Below are 21,268 nucleotides of genomic sequence, written 5' to 3' on the forward strand. Positions count from 1 at the left end.
ACATTAGAAATTAATAACATAGGCTCCCTGGTCCGGAACCGAAAAGAAGCGCAAAGTTAACACGTAACAATCACTTTTCCATTGTTCAATCCTCCGGGAGGAGTTAGAGGCGGCAAAAATCAGGGTATCAAACGTATAAAAATCGCCCAGTCGGCTGATATCCACGGGGGGATTACGTGTTAATAAAATATAATTTGTATGAAACTTTTCCGGCGGCGCCCTTTCCGGTAATGCGCTATCGATCACCAGCAACCGCTTCCCTTCAAAGCTCAGACAATGACCATATTGCCGGAAAGACGCGGGTATTCCTTCCCTGGCTCCGAGTTGCCGCCTTGCATTCATCAACTGGGCCGCCACCGGTAGCTGCCAGATGGTATCGCTGCCGGTAAAGCGTACCCGCCTCCCCGCTATACAGTCTACCGCCGTATAGCCGGGCACGTTATAAATTATCATTTTGCGTTGCGCACGGCAGTTTACCACCCAGTTTACATGCGCCAGCAATACACCCCAGCTGCAACACAGTGCCAGCCACAAACCTGGCCGGTACTTTACCAGCAGCCAGGCTGCCAGTCCAGCAATGAGCAGGTAAAGCAATATCGTTTGCAGCAGGGAGCAGTGAATATCCCGGATCATGGCGCCGGGCAAGTCGCCGAGCCAGGCAACAGCGGTATTCATCCAGCAGATGAGGTATTTTAATCCACGGCCCAGCCATACTGCAGGAAGACCCAGTGGCGCTACCAGCAAGAGGATCACTTCTCCGTAAATAATAACGGTGGATAGCGGCACCGCTATCAGATTGGCCGGCAGGAAATAATTAGGAAACTGATGAAAGTAAAATAAACTTACCGGCGTTGTGATCAGTTGAGCCGCCAGCGATAACGTTACCATTTGCCAGAGCAGATCGGCCCATTTGCTTTTCCGTTCACGCAGTTTGTAAAGCGGCTGATAAAAAAGCAGAATGCTGAGTACGGCCAGGTAAGACAATTGGAATCCTGCATCTATAGCCAGGTAAGGATTAAAGCAAAGTAAGAGCGTAGCAGATGCGGCCAGTGTGTTATAAATGCTGCTATACCGGCTTAATACAAAACGCCCGATAGTAATTCCTGAAAACATCACCGCAGAGCGGAGTACAGAGGCAGACGCCCCGGTGAGCAAAGCAAAAGCCCATAACACAAACAGGATCACCACTGCTTTCCCTTTATCTGCCCACCGCCAGGGCGGCATCCATTTCAGCAACCATAGCAGCACTCCATACAATAGGGCCAGGTGCATGCCCGAGATGGCAATTACATGCACAATACCGGTATTACTGTAATCCTGTACCACCTCCTTATCGAGGTCCTGCCGGTAGCCTATCAGTAATGCTTCCGCCATACCAGCTTCCCGCCCTTCACCGATATATTTCTTCAGGTTATTCAGGCAATAATCTCTCGCCCGCAACAACAGGTGCTGCCCTGCAGCCCCGCCCCGATGTGGCAAAAGATAAAAATCTGTCTTCCGCAGATACAACTGCTCATAGATCTGTTGCGTTACCAGGTAACGCTGGTAATTGAATGCACCAGGGTTGCCATTGAACCGGATGATTTCAGGCGTTTTACGGACCAGTAATTCCTCTCCGTAGCTAAGGGCAGGCCCCAAGGAATCTTTGGCCAGATAAAGCATTAAATAGCCCTTTACGGGGATCCAGTGAGTAGACTGATACACGGCCAGCACCCGCGCCGTCGTTTTGTAGGAACGCGCCTTTTCTTCTGGTGGCTCATTGATCCGTAGCAAATAAAGAGGAGTATCAGTAAGCTGCTGCCTGTAAAACCCAGACCTGTGGCGGAGATCCGCATGGTACAACAACAACTGGCCACAAGTGCCCACCAAAATAAAAAGCAGTATACCCGGCGCCCAGACGGCTGCAAACCGCCAGGATAAAGGCAAAAAACGGAATACCAGGATACCGGTGAATGCTATCCCTAAAACAACCAGCAATAAAACAGGCGGTAAAGGGTAATTCAACTGCCAGATGATACCTGTCAGCAGGGGAATAACGATACGCAGAAATGGCGCACGTTTCCAATACATCACTACAAAGGTGCTTGACTCAAAATGCATGTCCGGGTTAACTTTACGGGTAAAACAAACTTCCGTTTTTACGCATTTAAAAGTGTTTCAGAAATGTTAAATGGACACCTAATATCTGTATATGATAGCTAGAGAACTTTCACTTTCTTCCAAAAAACAGCTATAAAATAGCGCAGTTTAACATCTATTTAACACTTTAAAAATCAATGTAAAATATATTATATACTATTTCATCTGTTATTGATTAGTTAACATCTCTTTTAAATATAATATTATTTGTAAACTGCATTACCGGTCACGCTATATGAATTGTATCAAGATTCAATAGTCGTGTCTTTAATGGTTATTTTGAGGGAAAAGAAGGAGCCTGATTTTTATCAGGCTCTGTTCATTTTAAGATAAATCGATTTTACATAAAAAGCCCTTCCAGTGTATACTGGAAGGGCTTCTCTTTATATTATTTCCCGAAGGAAATTATTTGCTCAGATACATGCTCTTTTCTTTGAACAGTTGTCTGAAGTAAGGATCACGCAGATCTTTGATAAAGCGGATGGCTTCACCGGTAGATTTCATTTCAGGTCCGAGTTCTTTATTCACACCCGGGAACTTATTGAAAGAGAACACCGGCTCCTTGATTGCAAAACCAGTCAGTTTCTTTTCAATAGTGAAATCTTTCAGCTTATTGGCGCCAATCATTACTTTGGTAGCAATGTTCAGGTAAGGTACCTGGTAAGCTTTCGCGATGAAAGGAGTAGTACGGGATGCACGTGGATTGGCTTCAATCACAAACACATTACCGTCTTTAATGGCAAACTGGATGTTGATCAGCCCTTTGATATTCAGTGCCCGTGCAATCTTCTCCGCATAGTATTCCATGGTGGTTACTTCGATCGGCGACAGGTTGAAAGCCGGCAGCAACGCATGGCTGTCGCCACTGTGGATACCCGCTGGTTCAATATGTTCCATCACACCCATTACATGGAAATCGGTACCATCAAAAATACCATCTATCTCGGCCTCCTGGCAACGATCCAGGAAGTGGTCAATCAATATCTTGTTACCTGGCAGATGTCTGAGCAGGCTCAGTACTGATTCTTCCAGTTCTTCCTCATTGATCACGATACGCATACGCTGTCCGCCCAATACATAGGAAGGACGCACCAGTACCGGGTAACCCACTTCTTTCGCTACTTCTATCGCGTCGTCTGTATTCCAGGCAGTACCATACTTAGGATAAGGAATACCCAGTTCTTTCAGCATGTCGGAGAAACGACCGCGATCTTCTGCGATATCCATGTTATCGAAGGAAGTACCGATGATTTTCACACCATTTGCTTCCAGGCGCTTAGCCAGTTTCAGGGCAGTCTGACCACCCAGCTGAACAATCACGCCTTCTGGTTTTTCCAGTTCAATGATTTCCCAGAGATTTTCCCAGAACACCGGCTCGAAGTAAAGCTTATCTGCCATATCGAAGTCGGTAGATACCGTTTCAGGGTTACAGTTCACCATGATCGCTTCATATCCGCAATCCTGGATTGCCTGTAAGCCGTGAGTACAGCAGTAATCGAACTCAATACCCTGACCAATCCTGTTCGGACCGGAACCGAGTACGATAATCTTCTTCTTATCGGTAGGAATACTTTCGTTTTCGGTATCGAATGTAGAATAGAAGTATGGTGTTTTTGCCTCAAACTCCGCGCTGCAGGTATCTACCATTTTGAAAGTACGGCGGATGCCGAGTTCTTTACGTCTGGCATATACTTCATCTTCATCACAGTTTCCAAACAGGATCGCCAGCTGTGCATCGGAGAAGCCCATCTTCTTGGCATCTCTCAGCATATCTTCGGTTACTGTTTCCAGGTCGAGTTCCAGCAATTGTTTCTCCATAGTCACGATATCCTGGATCTGATTCAGGAACCAACGGTCAATGTAAGTCAGCTGATGGATATGTTTTACGGATACTCCCGCCATCAAAGCATCTTTGATGCGGAAGATACGGTCCCAGGTAGGACGCTTTAATTTTTCGATGAGTTGCTCACTCTTCATCAGTGATTTACCGTAGTAACCTAATCCCAATGCATCGTTTTCGAGACTCTGACAGGCTTTCTGCAGCGCTTCAGGGAAAGTACGTCCAATAGACATTACCTCTCCTACTGATTTCATCTGCAGTCCCAGGGTATCATCTGCTCCTTTGAATTTATCAAAGTTCCAGCGTGGCATTTTTACGATCACGTAATCCAGTGCCGGTTCGAAGAAAGCGGAAGTGGTTCTGGTGATCTGGTTTTCCAGTTCATCCAGTGTATAACCGATGGCCAGTTTCGCAGCAATTTTTGCGATAGGATAACCGGTTGCTTTGGAAGCCAGTGCAGAAGAGCGGCTTACGCGCGGATTGATTTCAATCGCGATCAGCTCTTCATTTTCCGGGTTGAGGGAGAACTGTACGTTACAACCACCGGCAAAGTTGCCGAGGTCGCGCATCATCATCATCGCTTTGTTACGCATGTCCTGGAAAGCAGTATCGCTCAGGGTCATGGCAGGAGCTACGGTGATGGAATCTCCGGTATGGATACCCATCGGATCCAGGTTTTCTACGGTACAGATGATAACTACGTTATCATTTTTATCACGCAGAAGTTCCAGTTCGTATTCTTTCCATCCGAGTACGGCTTTTTCAACCAGTACTTCGTGGATCGGAGAAGCTTTCAAACCACGGTCCAGTGCTTCGTCCAGGTCGTCTTTGCTGTGTACGAAACCACCACCGGTACCACCCAGGGTGAAAGACGGACGGATTACCAGCGGAAATCCTATTTCCTGTGCAAACTCTTTCCCTTCCAGGTAGGAGTTGGCTGTTCTGGCAGGAGCTACCGGGATACCCAGTTGGATCATCCACTGACGGAACTGTTCACGGTCTTCCGCTTTGTCAATGGCTTTGATGTCTACTCCAATCAGGCGAACATTGTTCTTTTCCCAAATTCCCAGTTCGTCTACTTCCTTACAAAGGTTCAGCGCAGTTTGGCCGCCCATAGTGGGTAATACGGCATCTATCTGGTTTTCTTCCAGAATCTGCTCAATGCTCTCCACGGTCAGTGGCAGCAAATAAACCTTATCGGCCATCATAGGATCCGTCATGATGGTAGCCGGGTTGGAATTAATCAAAATCACTTTAATCCCTTCTTCCCGCAGCGAACGTGCTGCCTGGGAACCGGAATAGTCAAATTCGCAAGCCTGACCAATAATAATGGGTCCAGAACCGATAATGAGTACAGATTTGATAGATGAGTCTTTTGGCATTTGTGTAATCTATTGAAAATGAAAAACCAAATTGATTTTCCTGCCGTATGAGGGAACAAAAAAATCGTGCAAAGTTACGGGATTTGCAAATTATAAACGGAATTAATTTTTCTTAAACCCTAATTTTTTTTCTGCGGATGATTAAATACATATAGTTTTATATAAAAAAAATGCTTCATTCATCTATATCTTACTTCGCATGAAACAAGAGCAACTCCCGTTGTCCTGGAAGGCTATTCTTCATAAATATGGCTCTAATGCACTATACATTGAGGGAACGATATCACAGCCCAATTACAGACTCAGCTTTGATCTCAACTATCAGGGAATAACCGGCAGCCTTGCATTCTCATGGAAAAACACGGAAAATGATTACAGTTTAAACCTGCAGGACATCTGGACAACAAGTAACAATGCCAAACAAACAGAAATTTTCTATTATAATGCACAAACCACCCTATTACTGGAACTTCCGTCGCAACAGAACAAATTGAAAATATTTCACAATGGAAAAGTAATTAGCTTATTGAGTAAACTTCATCCCAACTTCGTCAAAACAGGACATGAAGATTTTGATACGGCTTTCATTACCATCGCAAAACCCAGGAGCATCATATCTGACCTTATACCCCATCTTCGTTTTCTTCTCCATCCTTCTCTGGGTGGTTCCCTCGCTCTCGATACAGATTGGCAGGATGCTGTTACCACTAAATTTTACCTGAGACTCCAACTTAATAAACTCATATTACAGGAAAAAGAAATTGAAGAACTGCTTGCCGCCATATATAAACTAACAAAACAACTCGCCTGAACTGAACCGGAAGCCTCATTTATATAACGTACAAAACGCCACACCATTTTCCGTATAAATACTTATCATGATCTCACCTTATTCCCCTAACTTTACTTTCCGCAGCTAAATACACCTGCGCAACAACCCCAAAACGACTGGCACTAAATGCTACAGCCCTGCATGCAGGGAGTAATTCCAATCTGTTTATTATCTCAATTAAACACCCCCAAAATTCAAACGTCATGCGTACAGCTGAAATTCATTACGGCGACAATGGTCACGTGGATCTTGCCGTTCCCAAAGGCACCAAACTGGAAGACATCACCAAACTTCAATCTATGGTGATCAAACAAATCAACCCCCGCGGTTGCCAAGCCTGCTTATCCGGCGTACACTTCAATATCCGGGAAAAACTGGAAGAAGTGATCAAGGTAGACCTGGATAAAATGGCTGTTATCAAAGATGTTGCAGCACATCGTTAAAGCACTCCTACCGTCCCGGTGATGCCGGGACGGTTATAAAACTTTATCACATGTCACAAGTATCAACTACTCCCCGGCAAGGTCATCTTTATCAGCAAACGATACAGCAGCTGGGCGTGGGTCTGCTCTATAATCCCTCCCTGGAACTATACCTGGACGCCTGCCCCGGCATTTGTGATTACGTGGAAATCATTCCGGATATGTTCTGGACAGACCAGGGCCGCCAAGCCCCCAAGCGGTTTGAGGAAATTGAATCCTGGATGAAAGTACTCGACAAAATAGCCACGCAATACCCGCTCACCTCACACAATATTTCCTACTCCCTCGGCAGCGCCGGTATCTTCGATAAATCCTATCTCCATAAAATGAAAGAATGGCACAACCGCTACCAGTTTAAATGGCATAGCGATCACCTCTCTTTCGTAAAAGTACATAACGAACAACAGGAGGAACACAACGCCGGATTAGCCGTTCCCGTTCCCTACGACTACGAAGTACTGGACATGATAGGCGGCCGGATCAATGCCATCAAACGTTCTATCAGCACGCCTTTCCTCGTGGAAAACAACGTGTACTTCATCGATCTGCCCGAACAGGAATTAAGTGAAACGGCTTTTCTCAATGAATTATCACATGATACTTCCTGCGGGTTACTGCTCGATATCCACAACGTATATACGAACGCGGTCAATCATCACTTCGATGCCCGGGATTTCATCCGGCAACTGGACCTGGATAAAGTCATTGAAATACATATTGCCGGCGGCAATGAAATGGCCGGCATGTATACCGATTCACATGCAGGTCCTTGTCCGCCCGAAGTATGGGAACTGCTCGATTATACGTTACCGTTAGTCCCCAATTTATGTGGTATCACCTTTGAGTTTCACGAATCCTACTTCCACCTGCTGCAGTTCGATGGTATTAACCAGGAACTCCACAGGGCAAAGACTTCCTGGAACCGTTATCATACCTGAACACCATGTCACTCTTATCTTTTCAGAAAGCATTGACAGACCTGATTGCTTCCCCGCAATTATGTTTGCAGCTGCGGCATGATCCGGCAGCCATCTTATCCCGTTATGATCTTACTTCCCGCGAGCGGGTGAGATTACAGGCAGTAGTGCGCCAGAAAGGGATGTCCGTCAGTTGTACTTTGTACCGGGTAAACAGGATCACACCCATTTATACCATGCTCCCGTATACCTGCTTCTTACTGGGGCCACAACTGATCCCGCTGGTAGAAGCATTCTGGGCCATAGATAACCGCTCTGACCTGCAGTTTAAGCGGGAGATCACCATCTTCGGGGAATTTATTCTCGGCAAATTAATGGTGGGAGATATTGAAAATCCTTACCTGCGGGAGATAACAACTATGGAGCTAGCCATGAATGAACTGAAATTTCTGCCACGGGCATTATTGCTGGAAGAAGAGACACCGGAAGATGGTTTGCATCCACTGGTAAGACTGGTACGGTTTGATCATCCGCCGGAGGCGCTACTCACCGCACTGGCAGGTATGCAATTGCCGGATAGAGACTTACCTACCGGTGAATACTGGCTGATGCTGGACCAGCGGGAAGAAGAATTATCTTTCAGCACACTGCTCCGTAAAAACGGAGCAGCGGCTGTATAGTATTTATAATTTTTTTATCCTGGAAGACATCACGGCAATAGCTGCGCCCATTACGGCAATCATGGTGAAAGCCACACCAAGACTGGTAGCCTGCGCCACAAATCCGATCAGCGGCGGACCAAAGAGGAAGCCGAAATAACCAATGGTGGATACCGTAGCCAGCGCCATTCCCGGCGATAATACGGTAGACTTGCCAGCAGCGCTGTACACCAGCGGTACCACGGCAGATACGCCTGCACCCACCAACATAAAGCCCAGCATGGCCGGAACGAAATAAGGGAAGATAACGGCCACCAGTAAGCCGCTCGCGGTAAGGCCGCCACTGATCAGCAACATCTTTTTAACACCTAAATGGGTGGTAAGATAATCGGCTATAAAACGGCCGGAGGCCATGGTACTCATAAACGCAGCATAACCAGCGCCAGACAAGCCTTCTCTCACCGCTATCACTCTTCTGAAATACACTCCGCTCCAGTCAAACATCGTTCCTTCACAGATCATGGAACACATGGCAATAATTCCCAGCGTAAATAAAAACTTATCCGGCTTCCCAAATAACGATGGCGCATGGTTTTCGTTGGGCACCTGCGCTACCAGGCGGTTCATGGTAAGTATGATCAGCAACCACGCCACAGCAGTAACAATTAAAAAATGATATACCGGCGCCAGTTGTAATCCTGTCATCCAGGTACCAAAAGCGGCCCCGGTAAAACCTGCCACACTCCATAACCCATGAAAGGAGGCCATGATAGACCGGCCATACATGGCTTCCACACCCACCGCCTGCGTATTCACGGCAATGTTGGCAAGGTTACCGCAAAAGCCAAAGAACACGAGGCAGATGCTCAGTTCCCAGGAAGTATGCGCCAGGCCCAGCACCGGCAGCACTGCCGCATAGGCTACGGCCGCCAGCAATAACACCTGCCGGCTGCCAAACCGGGACACCAGTATTCCTGCAATAGGCAGGGAAATAATGGACCCCACCGGTAACGCCAGCAACACGCTTCCCAGCCCAGCATCATTTAATTTCAGCGCTTGTTGTATATCCGGAATACGGGAAGCCCAGCTGGAAAAGCAGAGTCCCGTTAAAAAAAATAAGGCGCTCACCGCAATACGGGTGGCTCTTTTATTAATCACTACCATCGATAAATCCTGTAACATCTCGGTCAGATAAAAGTTAAGTTTGATCAGATTACCTGTATTCCCAGGTTAATATATGGTTTCAAAGAAGGCAGGTCCGGATCATCTGTAATGATGGTATCCAGTCCGGTGATATCGCATACTTTGAACGGCTCCGCAGTGCCCATTTTGTCACTGGTAGCGAGGGCAATGGTTTTATTAGCCGATTCCACCATCACGCTTTTCACATCTGCCTCTCCAAGATCAAGGCCGGTTACGCCGGCATCGGGATGCAGACTGCAAATACCAAGAAAACAGATATCAGCATGCATTTTTTCCAGCATACGGATGGTATCCATTCCTCCGGCTGTTTGGGAATCCTTACCAATCAGGCCACCCGTAAAGATCACCTCAATCACGGGATGTTCTATCAGTTGTGCTACAATGGGTACACTGTTGGTAATTACCGTGATATGCAGATTGGGTGGAAATAATTTTGCCAGTGTTAAGGTAGAAGTTCCCCCATCCAGGATGATGGTTTGTCCATTGTGCAGATAGGACAACGCTTTATGAGCAATGCGCTTTTTATCATCTTCATGATATACGATGCGTTCCTTAAAAGAATAGGGATTCGGGGAATGGGGAATGGCCCCTCCCCTGACTTTGATCAGTTGTCCGTTCTGCGCCAGGGATTCGAGGTCCCGGCGAACGGTATCTTCTGATACCTGCAAGTCACTGCTCAGCTCTGCCTGCAATACTTTATGATCGGTCTGAAGCTTTTTCAGGATATAATCCAGGCGTTCCTCTTTCAACATGCTCATGCCATTTTATGCAATATTATGAAAGATTATGCAATAATCTGCGAATTATCGCATAACTTTGCACAAAACAGCAAAATATGGCAAAAATTGCAATCGACATGGACAATGTAATGGCAGACCTCACACAGCACCTGCTGGATGTATATGCAAGGGAATACGGAGAGGTAATAGATCCGGTGCGCCTGAATAATATCCCGGAGGGTAGTGCTTTTCCGGAAGGTGTAGCGATGAAGATCCTCAGTGCACCTGGCTTTTTCAGGGGTATTCCTGTAATGGCAGGTAGTCAGGAAGTAGTGAAAGCGCTGGCGGCGCAGCATGAAGTATTTGTGGTATCAGCGGCGATGGAGTTCCCTTTGTCACTGGCGGAAAAACACGCCTGGCTGGAAGAACATTTTCCTTTCATCAGTTGGAAAAACATTGTATTCTGCGGCTCCAAAACCATTGTGGAAGCGGATTACATGATCGACGACCACGATAAAAACCTAAGCACCTTTAAAGGCACACCATTACTGTTTACTGCGCCACATAATTTACCACTGCAGGACTATACCCGGGTCAATAGCTGGGAAGAAGTAGCTGCATACTTTGAATTGAACGCTGTAGAAAGCGGAGCATCCCTGCAAACTGTTGCATAACAACCGGCCGGGCTTACCTGGTTTCCAGGGTACTGATCTTTTTTTCGAGGGTATTTACTTTACGGACGTACTGTTGTATTTCCATGCACTTATCCAGGTAAGCCTCTACCCAGTTCACATCCTGTCGTAAGGAATGGGGATCCGTAAAATATTCGGGGACAATTCCCAACAGCTCTTCGAGCTTACGCAATTGCACCTGGCTGAATTGTGTGCAGTCCAGCCAATCCTGCAGTTCACCTTCTGATAATTGCAGCTGCGCGGCGAGTTGCTTCGTTTTAATTTTTTGCTTCGCGAGATACAACAGCAGCAGTTCACCCTGGTGCCAGGTATTGGCATCCAGTGAATCCCAATGATAAAAATCTTCCAGGGTAACGGGAACGGCTTCCAGTAATACCTCCAGCTTTTCTCTTTTAATAGTTGCCTGGGAAAAATACCGATACAAACCTTGTGGTGTTAAACCGGCTTTTTTTGCGTAACGAAGAATGACTATTTCCTGTTGTCTTAATATACGCCGTAACCTGGAGCCGGCATGCACATAATACGGAACTGACATGAATAGTATCTCTGTTTTGGTGAATAATGGGGTGTATACAAATATAACACTTTTATGTTCTCAAAATAACCGCCGGGGTATTATATTTTAAGGGATCTTGAAGAAATACTATCAACAAATATCATTATAATAAAGAGTACTTATTTTTAATCTTTCTGTTTGCGGACCGCTGCCAGTTCCTTTTTAATCTGGAGTAATTCATCTTTCATCGCAGCATGGCTTTTCAGCAGCTGTGTATATTCTTCCAGTTGCTTATAATATTTCTCTCTTAACAACATCATTTCTTCACTGTCGGTGTTCCTGGCTTCCTGTGCTGCGCCGGGGTTCAGGAAGGCATCCGAAGTCATGTCCAGCCCTTTGGATACCCGATCCAGTTCGTCTGGTGAAAAGCTTTCCTTTTCAAAAAGATTGTACATGGTACGGCGGCTCATATCGAGGCGACCGGCCAGCTTACTTTTATTCAGTCCTTTTTCAGCAATGACGTGTTGCAGGCGTTCGCCATGGTGTATACTTTTTCCATTGCTCAGTTGCATGGCCCCATTCCACCGCATAAATTCTTCCGGAGTAATACCGATGAGCGTACAAAAACGCTCCATGGTAGCCCGTTTCATATCATTCTTCCGCAAATGGTAGTGCGCTATCTGGTTGGTAAAACCAGCCATGGCAGCGAAATCAACAATCTTTATCTTCTTCTGTTTCAAGATCTGTTTCAACCGGTGTCCCATGTGTATCAGGCTCGACTGCATCCCGTTTCAATTTAAATGATGATGCTACATACAGGATCATGCCTGTCGTATTATCGTATAATTTAACAATTAATATTTCATTTTGTAAATAAAAATATCAATTTAACGAAAAAAATATACGCCTGTAAACAGCACTGCATCCGATATCACTGCACTAACTGCAAAGGTTATACGCAAAAAAATACCAAGAAAGAATTATCTATTTGAGAGGGCGAAAATCATAATGATACAGAGCGGATTTATTGTGTAAATCATACACAGCAAATAATGATAAACAAAAGCATACAAAACCTTCCAAAACAGCTTCCACAGGCAGTTATAGCTGCATGCATTTTTTTTAAAGAAAGTCATGTTTTATCATTATAAATTGCGCGATTATAAATATATTTGCTTACACCTTAAAGTAACGTTACATCATGTTTTATTATAACGAGAATCTTTTTGTTAACCATATCCAAAATTCTGAAAAATAATACCCGCTATGACCAAAGAAACAATAAACGTGTTGCTCGACATCCACACCAAACTTTCGAGTCTTCCCATAACGTTCAGGGAAAAAGTATGCGAAGAATGTAACTGGAGTACCCCTACATTCTATCGCAAGATGCGCGGAAGAGATAAGCCCAATCCAAATGAGAAAGGAAAAATCATTCCTGCACTGAGTAATGCGGAAAAACAAAGGATTATTGAAATAATGGTGGAAGTATTTGCTATTGGTGAAGAAGACCTGGAGAAATACCGTAAAACCTCTAAATGATCGCTCCTTTTTTTCATCCACCGTTTTGTCAAAACATCTTCCGGAAAATTCATTATTCATTTCTTTTGTAAGGCCTTGTTCCCCTGCCCTGGGTGCAAGGCTTTACTGTATTGTAAATGGTAGCCTAGAGCAACACAAATACCTGTTTGTGATCAACCAAGCCGGACATTACAGTCTTTTATAATCCTGGCAACCTTACTTAGCACGCTCACTCCCACATTATACCATCTCCCCAAAACACCATCAACTAAGTTTTTCTATTTAAAACTAAATACTTAGTTTTAAAATTATAAAACGCCTTCTTATGATTTATATCCGCGCATGGTTCATCAGTCTGCTACTTCTTTTTACCGCCGCCGCAAACGCTCAGGAACCCATAGACCGCTCCCTGCTGATGGAATACCTGCAAAACCAACAGTTTGAAACCGCTATTAATTACCTGCAGCCCAGGGTACAGGAAAATAATATCGGGCAACAGGCCCTGCTGGCCTATACCTTTTACCAGGCCGGTAAAACAAAAGATGCTATCACCCAATATGAAAAAGTGCTTACACTGGACAGCAATAATATTACTGCCCATCAATACCTCGCCAGCATCAGCATGCAAATGGAAAGCCCACTTCCTGCTATCTTTCATTACCGCCAGATCATCCGGCTTCAACCCGCCAACGCCACTGCCTGGAAGCAACTCAGCTTTGCCTGCTTCGCCGCACAACAACCGGATACCGCCTTTGTATATCTTCAACAGGCCTACACCCTCAATCCCAACGATCCTAAAGTGACCGCCCGCCTGGGGGAGGAATTGATCGAAAAACAGCAGTATCTACTGGCAGACAGTATCCTGCGTAACTTCCTGCGCACAGACTCCACGCAACCGGCAGTCATCATGACCGCAGTGAGATCTGCCTGGTTCCTGAAAAAATATACCCGCTGCACCGATCTGGGCAACCAACTGATGCGCATGAACATCGTATCTCCCAATACTTTCGCCATCGTGGCCGCCGCCTGGTACACCCTCAAACAGTATCCCCAGTGTATAGGCATTTACGAATACCTGGTGGCCAACAAAGGACAATCTGAAACCATTATGTACTACGCTGCCCTCGCCTACACGGAACTAAAAAATTATACCGCCAGCAACGAACTGCTGCAAACCTGCATCGATATGGCTACCTCCAAAAGCCTGGATAGTTATTACAGCGGCAAATCTGCCAATTACGAAGGGCTTCGGGAGTACAAAGCCGCCGTGGCCAACCTGGATACTGCCTACTATCTTTTTCATCAACCCTTGCGCCAGTACAGCATTGGCCGCATCTATGAAGTTCACCTGCGCAACAAGCCAATGGCTACCCGCTACTATAAACGCTACCTGCAACAGGGTAACCCTGCCAATCCCCAGGAAGCAACAGTTTACAAATACCTCCGGTCATATGTTGAAAAATAATCTGCTTTTAATATGATTTTTTAGATTATTTCTACCAAACCATCTGGTTTTTCTTAAATTTAAAGCCCGTTAGGAAAATGCTTGTACTTAACCAATAAACAATTACGGTGCTATGTCGTACCCATACCAGATCAAGAGTATCGAAGATTATCAGCAGGCTTATCAACAAAGTGTAATTGACCCGGAAGGTTTCTGGGCAAATGTAGCAGACCATTTTTACTGGCGTCGCAAATGGGACAAGGTATTGGACTGGAATTTCAAGGATCCGGAAATCAAATGGTTCACCGGCGCCAAACTGAACATCACTGAAAACTGCCTGGATCGTCACCTGGGCACATTGGGCAACACTCCCGCCATCATCTGGGAGCCAAATGATCCCGAAGAACATCACCGCATTATTACTTACCGCGACTTATACAACAAGGTTTGCCAGTTTGCGAATGTGCTGAAAAACAATGGTGTTAAAAAAGGCGACCGCGTCTGCATCTACATGGGAATGATCCCGGAACTGGCCATCTCCATCCTGGCCTGCGCCCGCATCGGTGCGGTGCACTCCGTGGTATTCGGTGGGTTCAGCGCCCAATCCATTGCCGACAGGATCCAGGATGCACAGTGCAGTCTCGTGATCACCTGCGACGGCGCCTACCGTGGTGCAAAGGATATCCCGCTGAAATCTGTTATGGACGATGCGCTGATGGCTTGCCCATCTGTGAAAAAAGTAATTGTATGTACCCGCACCCGCACACCGGTAAGCATGCTGAAAGGCAGAGACCTGTGGTGGGAAGATGAAATAAAACAAGTGGAAACCATGGGCAACCCGCCCTGCCCGGCAGAAGAAATGGATGCGGAAGATCTCCTGTTCATCCTCTATACTTCCGGCTCCACCGGCAAACCCAAAGGCGTGGTGCACACCTGCGCCGGATATATGGTTTATGCCAACTACACCTTCGTTAATACCTTCCAGTACCAGCCCGGCGAAGTATACTTCTGTACTGCCGATATCGGCTGGATCACCGGTCATAGCTATATCGCATACGGTCCGCTCAGCGCAGGCGCCACCACCCTCATGTTTGAAGGGGTGCCTACCTATCCGGATGCCGGCCGCCTCTGGGAAATCGTCGATAAATTCCGTGTAAATACTTTGTACACGGCTCCTACCGCCATCCGCAGCCTCATGAGCTATGGCCTGGGTCCTGTGAATCACAAAGACCTCAGCTCCCTGAAAAAGCTCGGTAGCGTAGGCGAACCGATCAACGAAGAAGCATGGCACTGGTTTAAAGATAATATCGGTAAAGGCAAATGCCCCATCGTAGATACCTGGTGGCAAACCGAAACCGGTGGTATCATGATCACACCCATTGCCGGTATCACCCCGGAAAAACCAGGATACGCCACCCTGCCACTGCCGGGTGTACAACCTATCCTGGTAGATGAAAACGGGAAAGAACTCAAAGGCAACGGTGTAAGCGGTAACCTCTGTATCAAGTTCCCATGGCCTGGTATGCTCCGCAGCACCTACGGCGATCATGAACGTTTCCGCAAAACTTATTTCTCTACCTACGAAAATCTCTACTTCACCGGCGACGGCTGTTTAAGAGATGAAGACGGCTACTACAAAATCACCGGCCGCGTAGATGACGTACTCAACGTAAGCGGTCACCGTATCGGTACCGCCGAAGTGGAAAACGCTATCAACATGCACGCAGGTGTAGTAGAAAGCGCCGTAGTTGGGTATCCTCACGATATTAAAGGACAGGGTATTTATGCGTATGTGATCACTGAAAGACTCACACATGACCCTGAACTCACCAAGAAAGATATTGCTCAGACAGTGGCCCGTATTATCGGTCCTATCGCCAAACCCGATAAGATCCAGATTGTAAGCGGTTTGCCTAAAACCCGTTCCGGTAAAATCATGCGCCGTATCCTGCGCAAGATTGCCGAAAACGATATGGACAATCTAGGCGATATCTCGACCCTGCTCGATCCGGGAGTGGTAGATGAAATCAAAAAAGGAAAACTGTAATACATTATTCCGGATTTTTTGAATGGAGGGATGCAGGAATCAAACCCTGCATCCCTTCTTCATACACGAATCATTACTTATGAAGCGCTTCTTCAAAAGACTGGCCTGGGTGGTCTTATCATTGTTTGTTGTACTCAATATCGTGATTGCTTTTCACGCCTGGAAGTTCACCCATTTTTACGACGAAGGTGGCCGGAGAAATAAACTTCCCGAACAAATGAGTACCGGCGAAAAAATGAAGATCATCTTCTTTGGCGTCCGTATTGCCAAATCTGTGATCAGGAACCATCCCACGGTGCCTTACGAAACAGTATCCCTCCGCACAGCCGCGGGTCTGAAACTGGAAGGATGGTGGATACCCGCGCCTTCGGCCGTAGGCACAGTGATCCTGTTTCATGGCTACAATGGCAATAAAGGTTCGCTTTTCCCGGAAGCCGGCCGCTTCCGCCAGTTGGGTTACAATACTTTCCTGCTGGATTTCCGCGCACATGGCAACAGTGAAGGCTTCACCTGCAGCGTAGGATACAAGGAAGCAGAAGATGTGAAACTCGCCTGGGATTATATAAAAAAGAAGGGAAACCAACCCGTGATCCTCTGGGGCGTGAGTATGGGCGCTGCCGCCATTTTAAAAGCCGTTCCGGAGTATGGGCTCACCCCGCAAAAGCTGATACTCCAATGCCCCTTTGCCACCCTTACAGATGCCGTTAAAAGCAGGATGCGCGCCGTTCACCTGCCGCCAACGCCGCTTTCACAGCTGGTCGCCTTCTGGGGCGGCGTGGAACAGGGCTTCCCGGCACACCGCTTCAAACCGGAAAACTACGCCCGGCAAATACATATGCCGGTACTTTATTTCTATGGGCAACAAGATATCCGGGTAACGCCCGCCGAAACACAACAGGTGTTTTCCCACCTGGCCAGCGCGCAAAAGAAACTGTATATCTTCCCGAATGCAGGTCACCAATCGTTCTGCGGAAAAGATGCTGATGCCTGGATGAAGGAAGTCACTGCTTTTTTGCAGCATTAAAGCAGCCGGATAAATGCATTCTTTCTACAATATTAAAAAAGCGCGCACCATACGAGTGGAGCGCGCTCTTCACAGGATCTGACCCGCCATTTTATATTTGAGTCATGGTGCAGTATCACTGCGCCACTAGATGCCGTACGATCACTAAATTACAAGGACTAACTGCCAATGGGAATCACTGGAAAATAATCTGCAAAAATCTTACCGGCGTATTACTACCGGCGTGCCTACTTTGATAACATCATACAATTCGTTGACATCCGTATTTTTCATACTGATACAACCGAGCGTCCAGTTGATCCGGCCCTCTACATAATTATCCCGAATACCGGAGTTATACTCCACCCCATGAATGCCAATTGCCCCGCCAATACTGGCGTTTGCAGATACTACCCCCTGCGATTGACGGTCATGGAATTTCTGCCAGGATGTTTCGTTGGGATAATCCAGCAACATAAACCGGCTCCAGCTTTTATCCACTCTTTTACTTAAAATATGGAAGGTCCCTTCCGGTGTTCTCCGGTCTCCTTCTACTTGTTTATCGGTTTGATCGCGGTTACCAAATACCACCTTGTAGATTTTTTTCAACGTTACATCTTCATACACGTATAAACGGTAATCGCTTTTATCTATCAGCAGGAAAATTTTCTCAGGATCAATGTTGGCAGCATTTAACCTTACACTATACAAATCAGATTCGTTGATAAATCCACTTAGTGGCAGCAGCAACAGGACCGCTACCAACCAGTAATGACAGCACTTCTTCATAGGAGTAATAAATATGCAGATAACGCGGAGTAATCGTTTTTTATTGTCCGGGAGATGGATACCAACAACAAAGGCACAAAGCGTAATGCTTTGTGCCTTTGCCTGTAAATTAATTTTCGTTTATACGGATTAGTAACCGAAGATCTGTTCCAGGGTGAGTTTTTTCACATCTCCCAGTTTCTTCAGGTCGTCCAGGCTGATCTTCTTTTCAGAAGCCACAATGCAATAAGTATATAGTTTCTTAGCCAGGTTCTGATCATGGAATTTCTTCACTTCGTCGAAATTCATTTTATCAATTGACTCATACACCTGTTTGCGGATATCTGTACTTAAGCCCAGTTTCTGAGCAGCCAGGTAACTGAAAATAATACCGTCATTGGTAATACGTTCTGTTTCAATATCCTGTTTCATGCCTTCTTTTGCAGTTTCCAGCAATTTATCGGCACGTGGAATATCATTCAGCAGTTCGTTCATACCTGCAATGGCATCATTCATTTTATCGGCCTGGCTACCTACGTAAGCCAGCACGGAATAGCGTTCGTTCTTTTTATCAGGAGGCGCATAGAAAGCATAGGTAGAATAAGCCAGTGCTTTGGATTCACGGATGGTCTGGAATACTACAGAACCCATACCACCACCAAAGTAACTGTTAAACAGCGTAACGATACCGGTTTTAGCAGGATCGTATTCACCCGCATTTCTTAACCAGTTTACTTCTGTTTGTACCATGTCGTAATCTGCAAACAGCACCTGGTTTTTATCCTGGTTATCTTTCACAAATTTTATGGCGTCCGGTGCAGTTTTAAAGCTTGCTGGTAAAGTGTGCAGCTTTTTCACATCCGCAGCAGCGGTAGCGAGTGGCTGAGGACCCCAGTAAATAATGGTGTGCTTGTAGGTAGGCAGCTCATGTAAGATGTTGGTGAGCTCTGCAGCTGAAACACTATTCAGTTCTGCTTCGCTTAACTGGTTGTTAAACGGATTTTTAGCACCGTACATCGCGTAGTTTACCACGCCTTTCATGATGGCGCCTTTATTCAGTTTGCTGTCGGAACGGGCTTTCTGCATACGGCCTTTCAGCGCTGTCAGGGCTTCTTCGTTAGGCTTGCAATTGGCAATCACATGCTCAAACAAGGTAACTGCCTTATCGAAATTCTCCTGTAAACCACTGATGGTAACGGTTGTATTTTCGGAAGTAGCAGCTACGCTGAAATTACAGGCGATGTTGTAGAACTCTTTGCTGATCTGCTCAGAGGTATACTTATCGGTGCTCAGGTATTGCAGGTATTGTGCAGCGAGTGCGAGTTTTTTATCGTTCCAGGTACCCATGTCAAAACGGTAGTAGAGGCGGAAAAGACCGTTGTCCTTGTTTTGTACATACATCATATCGGTATTGCCGACGGTAGTTTTCTGGATGTCTTTTTCATAATCCAGCCACTGTGGTTTTACCGGAGTAGCAGGCATCGCAGCGATCTGTTGCAGGAAAGAAGATTGCGCTTCCCTGTTTACTTCTACCGGTGTAATAGCTGGTTTTTCTACTTTCTCTATGTTCTTATCTTCTCCTTTACGTTTGTAGATAATAGCATAGTTGTCGTTGAGGAATTTATTGGCATAATCAACGATCTGTTTTTTGGTAACAGTGCCCATATCATCTACATAGGCAACGTCGTATGACCAGTTTTTACCCCTGCTCTTGATGAAACCATCCATCAGCGCGGTAGCGCGGTTGTTATTGCTTTCCAGGCCCTGCAGTTCGCTCAGCTTGGAGTTATTTACAATCGCTTTAACCAGTGTTTCATCGAAGTCTCCTTTTTTCAGGATCTCCAGCTGACCCAGTAAAATTGCTTTCACTTCTTCCAGGGTCTGGCCTTGTTTGGCTTTACCGCTCAGAGAGAAGATTGAGTAATCTTTCAGGTTCAGTACGCTTACGCTGGCGTTCAGTACTTTTTGTTGTTTATTGATATTCAGGTCCATTAAGCCTGCTTTACCATTTTGCAGGATAGCAGACAGTACGCCCAGTACCAGGTTCGATTTGGTATCGAGCGCACCTGGCATTCTGAAAGCGATATCAACGCTTTCTGCATCAGGGCCCAGTACTTCTTTCACTACGGGTGATTTGATCGGTGCTTCAGGTGCAGGTTTGTATTCCTTCACCGGTTTGGCTTTCATGTAGCTGAACTTCTGATCAATAGATTTGATCACATAATCCGGGTCGAAGTCACCTGCCATTACAATGGCCATGTTATTAGGCACATAGAATTCGTTGTAAAACTCGCGGATTACTTTCAGGTTTGGATTTTTGAGGTGTTCTACGGTACCGATGGTAGATTGCTGACCATAGTTATGGGTAGGAAACAGTGCAGCGAGCATCGTTTCGTACACTTTACGGCCATCGTTATCCAGTCCGCGGTTCTTTTCTTCGTACACAGCTTCCAGTTCTGTGTGGAAGAGGCGGAAAACGGGGTCACGGAAGCGTTCTGCCTGAACGGTCAGGTACTTATCGATGGCATTGGAAGGAATGTCTTCTTCATAGATGGTTTCTTCCACCCAGGTATGCGCATTGGTACCTTGCGCGCCCATGCCCGACATCATTTTGTCGTACTCATTGGCAATCGCGTATTTGGCGGCTATTCCGGAAACGCTGTCTATTTCGTGGTAAACGGCTTTACGGGCAGCGGGATCTACTGTTTTATTGTATTTGTCATACAGGTTAGAGATCTGGTCTATCAAAGGTTTTTCCTTTGCCCAATCGAGGGAACCATACTTTTCGGTGCCTTTAAACAGGAGATGTTCCAGGTAGTGTGCCAGACCGGTGTGGTCTTTCGGATCATTATCGCTACCGGCGCGGGTGCCGATGAGTGTCTGGATGCGGGGATCTTTTTTATTGACACTCAGAATTACAGTAAGGCCATTTTTCAACGTGTAGAAGCGGGCCTTCATGGGATCATCGGAAACGTACTTATAGGGATATCCGCCTGAAGTAGCCTCCTTCCATTGATATTTACCCTGGGCTTCCGCTGTGTGCAGCGAGCAGGCAAACAGGAATACTAATACGACTCTTTTAAGACTCATACAAATAGTTGGTTTTTTTGATTAGTCTGTCAAA

General features: G+C 46.1%; 17 protein-coding genes. 9 read left to right on the forward strand and 8 right to left on the reverse strand.

Annotated elements, in window-relative coordinates; translation table 11 throughout:
* Positions 1–3: 3 nt before the first annotated feature.
* Both BMW79_RS02240 and carB read right to left on the reverse strand, forming a co-directional pair.
* Positions 4–2,100, reverse strand: a complete 2,097-nt coding sequence (locus BMW79_RS02240) for a ComEC/Rec2 family competence protein (protein WP_089889977.1) — start codon at positions 2,098–2,100, stop codon at positions 4–6.
* Between the two features lie 444 nt (positions 2,101–2,544).
* Entirely contained in the window at positions 2,545–5,361 is a 2,817-nt protein-coding gene (gene carB / locus BMW79_RS02245; RefSeq protein WP_089889979.1) for a carbamoyl-phosphate synthase large subunit, read from the reverse strand.
* 199 nt (positions 5,362–5,560) lie between these two features.
* Here carB and BMW79_RS02250 point away from each other — a divergent pair, with 199 nt between their 5' ends.
* The 4 genes from BMW79_RS02250 to BMW79_RS02265 all read left to right on the forward strand — a co-directional run bounded on the left by BMW79_RS02250 (position 5,561) and on the right by BMW79_RS02265 (position 8,272).
* Complete coding sequence (locus BMW79_RS02250) at positions 5,561–6,172, forward strand: hypothetical protein (protein WP_089889982.1); 612 nt, start codon at positions 5,561–5,563, stop codon at positions 6,170–6,172.
* 224 nt (positions 6,173–6,396) lie between these two features.
* On the forward strand, positions 6,397–6,636 hold the full coding sequence (locus BMW79_RS02255; protein WP_089889984.1) for a hypothetical protein: 240 nt from the start codon (positions 6,397–6,399) through the stop codon (positions 6,634–6,636).
* Positions 6,637–6,686: 50 nt separating this feature from the next.
* On the forward strand, positions 6,687–7,613 hold the full coding sequence (locus BMW79_RS02260) for a DUF692 domain-containing protein (RefSeq protein WP_089889986.1): 927 nt from the start codon (positions 6,687–6,689) through the stop codon (positions 7,611–7,613).
* A gap of 5 nt (positions 7,614–7,618) precedes the next feature.
* On the forward strand, positions 7,619–8,272 hold the full coding sequence (locus BMW79_RS02265; RefSeq protein ID WP_089889989.1) for a hypothetical protein: 654 nt from the start codon (positions 7,619–7,621) through the stop codon (positions 8,270–8,272).
* Between the two features lie 3 nt (positions 8,273–8,275).
* On the opposite strand, the gene BMW79_RS02270 is transcribed toward BMW79_RS02265, so the two are convergent.
* The gene (locus BMW79_RS02270; protein WP_089889992.1) at positions 8,276–9,433 is read right to left on the reverse strand and encodes an MFS transporter; all 1,158 of its coding nucleotides are present in this window, start codon (positions 9,431–9,433) and stop codon (positions 8,276–8,278) included.
* A 26-nt stretch (positions 9,434–9,459) separates the two neighbouring features.
* Positions 9,460–10,206: a DeoR/GlpR family DNA-binding transcription regulator gene (locus BMW79_RS02275; RefSeq protein WP_089889995.1), complete on the reverse strand. Its 747-nt coding sequence runs from the start codon at positions 10,204–10,206 to the stop codon at positions 9,460–9,462.
* An 83-nt stretch (positions 10,207–10,289) separates the two neighbouring features.
* On the opposite strand from BMW79_RS02275, the gene BMW79_RS02280 reads away from it, so the two are divergent.
* Complete coding sequence (locus BMW79_RS02280; protein WP_089889998.1) at positions 10,290–10,847, forward strand: 5' nucleotidase, NT5C type; 558 nt, start codon at positions 10,290–10,292, stop codon at positions 10,845–10,847.
* Between the two features lie 13 nt (positions 10,848–10,860).
* Here the strand turns inward: BMW79_RS02280 and BMW79_RS02285 are convergent, their stop codons facing one another.
* Both BMW79_RS02285 and BMW79_RS02290 read right to left on the reverse strand, forming a co-directional pair.
* A complete protein-coding gene (locus BMW79_RS02285; protein ID WP_089890001.1) occupies positions 10,861–11,400 on the reverse strand; it encodes a helix-turn-helix domain-containing protein in 540 nt (179 codons plus the stop codon).
* 146 nt (positions 11,401–11,546) lie between these two features.
* Positions 11,547–12,146, reverse strand: coding sequence for a helix-turn-helix domain-containing protein (locus BMW79_RS02290; RefSeq protein WP_089890003.1), 600 nt, complete (start codon positions 12,144–12,146; stop codon positions 11,547–11,549).
* Between the two features lie 481 nt (positions 12,147–12,627).
* Between BMW79_RS02290 and BMW79_RS02295 the strand changes: the two genes are divergently transcribed.
* The 4 genes from BMW79_RS02295 (at position 12,628) to BMW79_RS02310 (ending at position 17,397) form a co-directional block, all read left to right on the forward strand.
* A complete protein-coding gene (locus BMW79_RS02295; protein ID WP_089890006.1) occupies positions 12,628–12,903 on the forward strand; it encodes a hypothetical protein in 276 nt (91 codons plus the stop codon).
* Between the two features lie 304 nt (positions 12,904–13,207).
* Positions 13,208–14,347 carry a tetratricopeptide repeat protein gene (locus tag BMW79_RS02300; protein ID WP_089890009.1) on the forward strand — a complete coding sequence of 380 codons (1,140 nt, stop codon included), beginning with the start codon at positions 13,208–13,210 and terminating at the stop codon, positions 14,345–14,347.
* Positions 14,348–14,459: 112 nt separating this feature from the next.
* Positions 14,460–16,373, forward strand: a complete 1,914-nt coding sequence (gene acs, locus BMW79_RS02305; RefSeq protein WP_089890012.1) for an acetate--CoA ligase — start codon at positions 14,460–14,462, stop codon at positions 16,371–16,373.
* Between the two features lie 79 nt (positions 16,374–16,452).
* The gene (locus BMW79_RS02310; protein WP_177192017.1) at positions 16,453–17,397 is read left to right on the forward strand and encodes an alpha/beta hydrolase; all 945 of its coding nucleotides are present in this window, start codon (positions 16,453–16,455) and stop codon (positions 17,395–17,397) included.
* 201 nt (positions 17,398–17,598) lie between these two features.
* Here BMW79_RS02310 and BMW79_RS02315 read toward each other — a convergent pair whose 3' ends face one another.
* Positions 17,599–18,165 carry a L,D-transpeptidase family protein gene (locus tag BMW79_RS02315; RefSeq protein WP_089890018.1) on the reverse strand — a complete coding sequence of 189 codons (567 nt, stop codon included), beginning with the start codon at positions 18,163–18,165 and terminating at the stop codon, positions 17,599–17,601.
* A gap of 129 nt (positions 18,166–18,294) precedes the next feature.
* On the reverse strand, positions 18,295–21,234 hold the full coding sequence (locus BMW79_RS02320; RefSeq protein WP_089890020.1) for a M16 family metallopeptidase: 2,940 nt from the start codon (positions 21,232–21,234) through the stop codon (positions 18,295–18,297).
* Between the last annotated feature and the right edge of the window lie 34 nt (positions 21,235–21,268).

Source organism: Chitinophaga arvensicola (assembly GCF_900110835.1).
Lineage (GTDB): Bacteria > Bacteroidota > Bacteroidia > Chitinophagales > Chitinophagaceae > Chitinophaga > Chitinophaga arvensicola.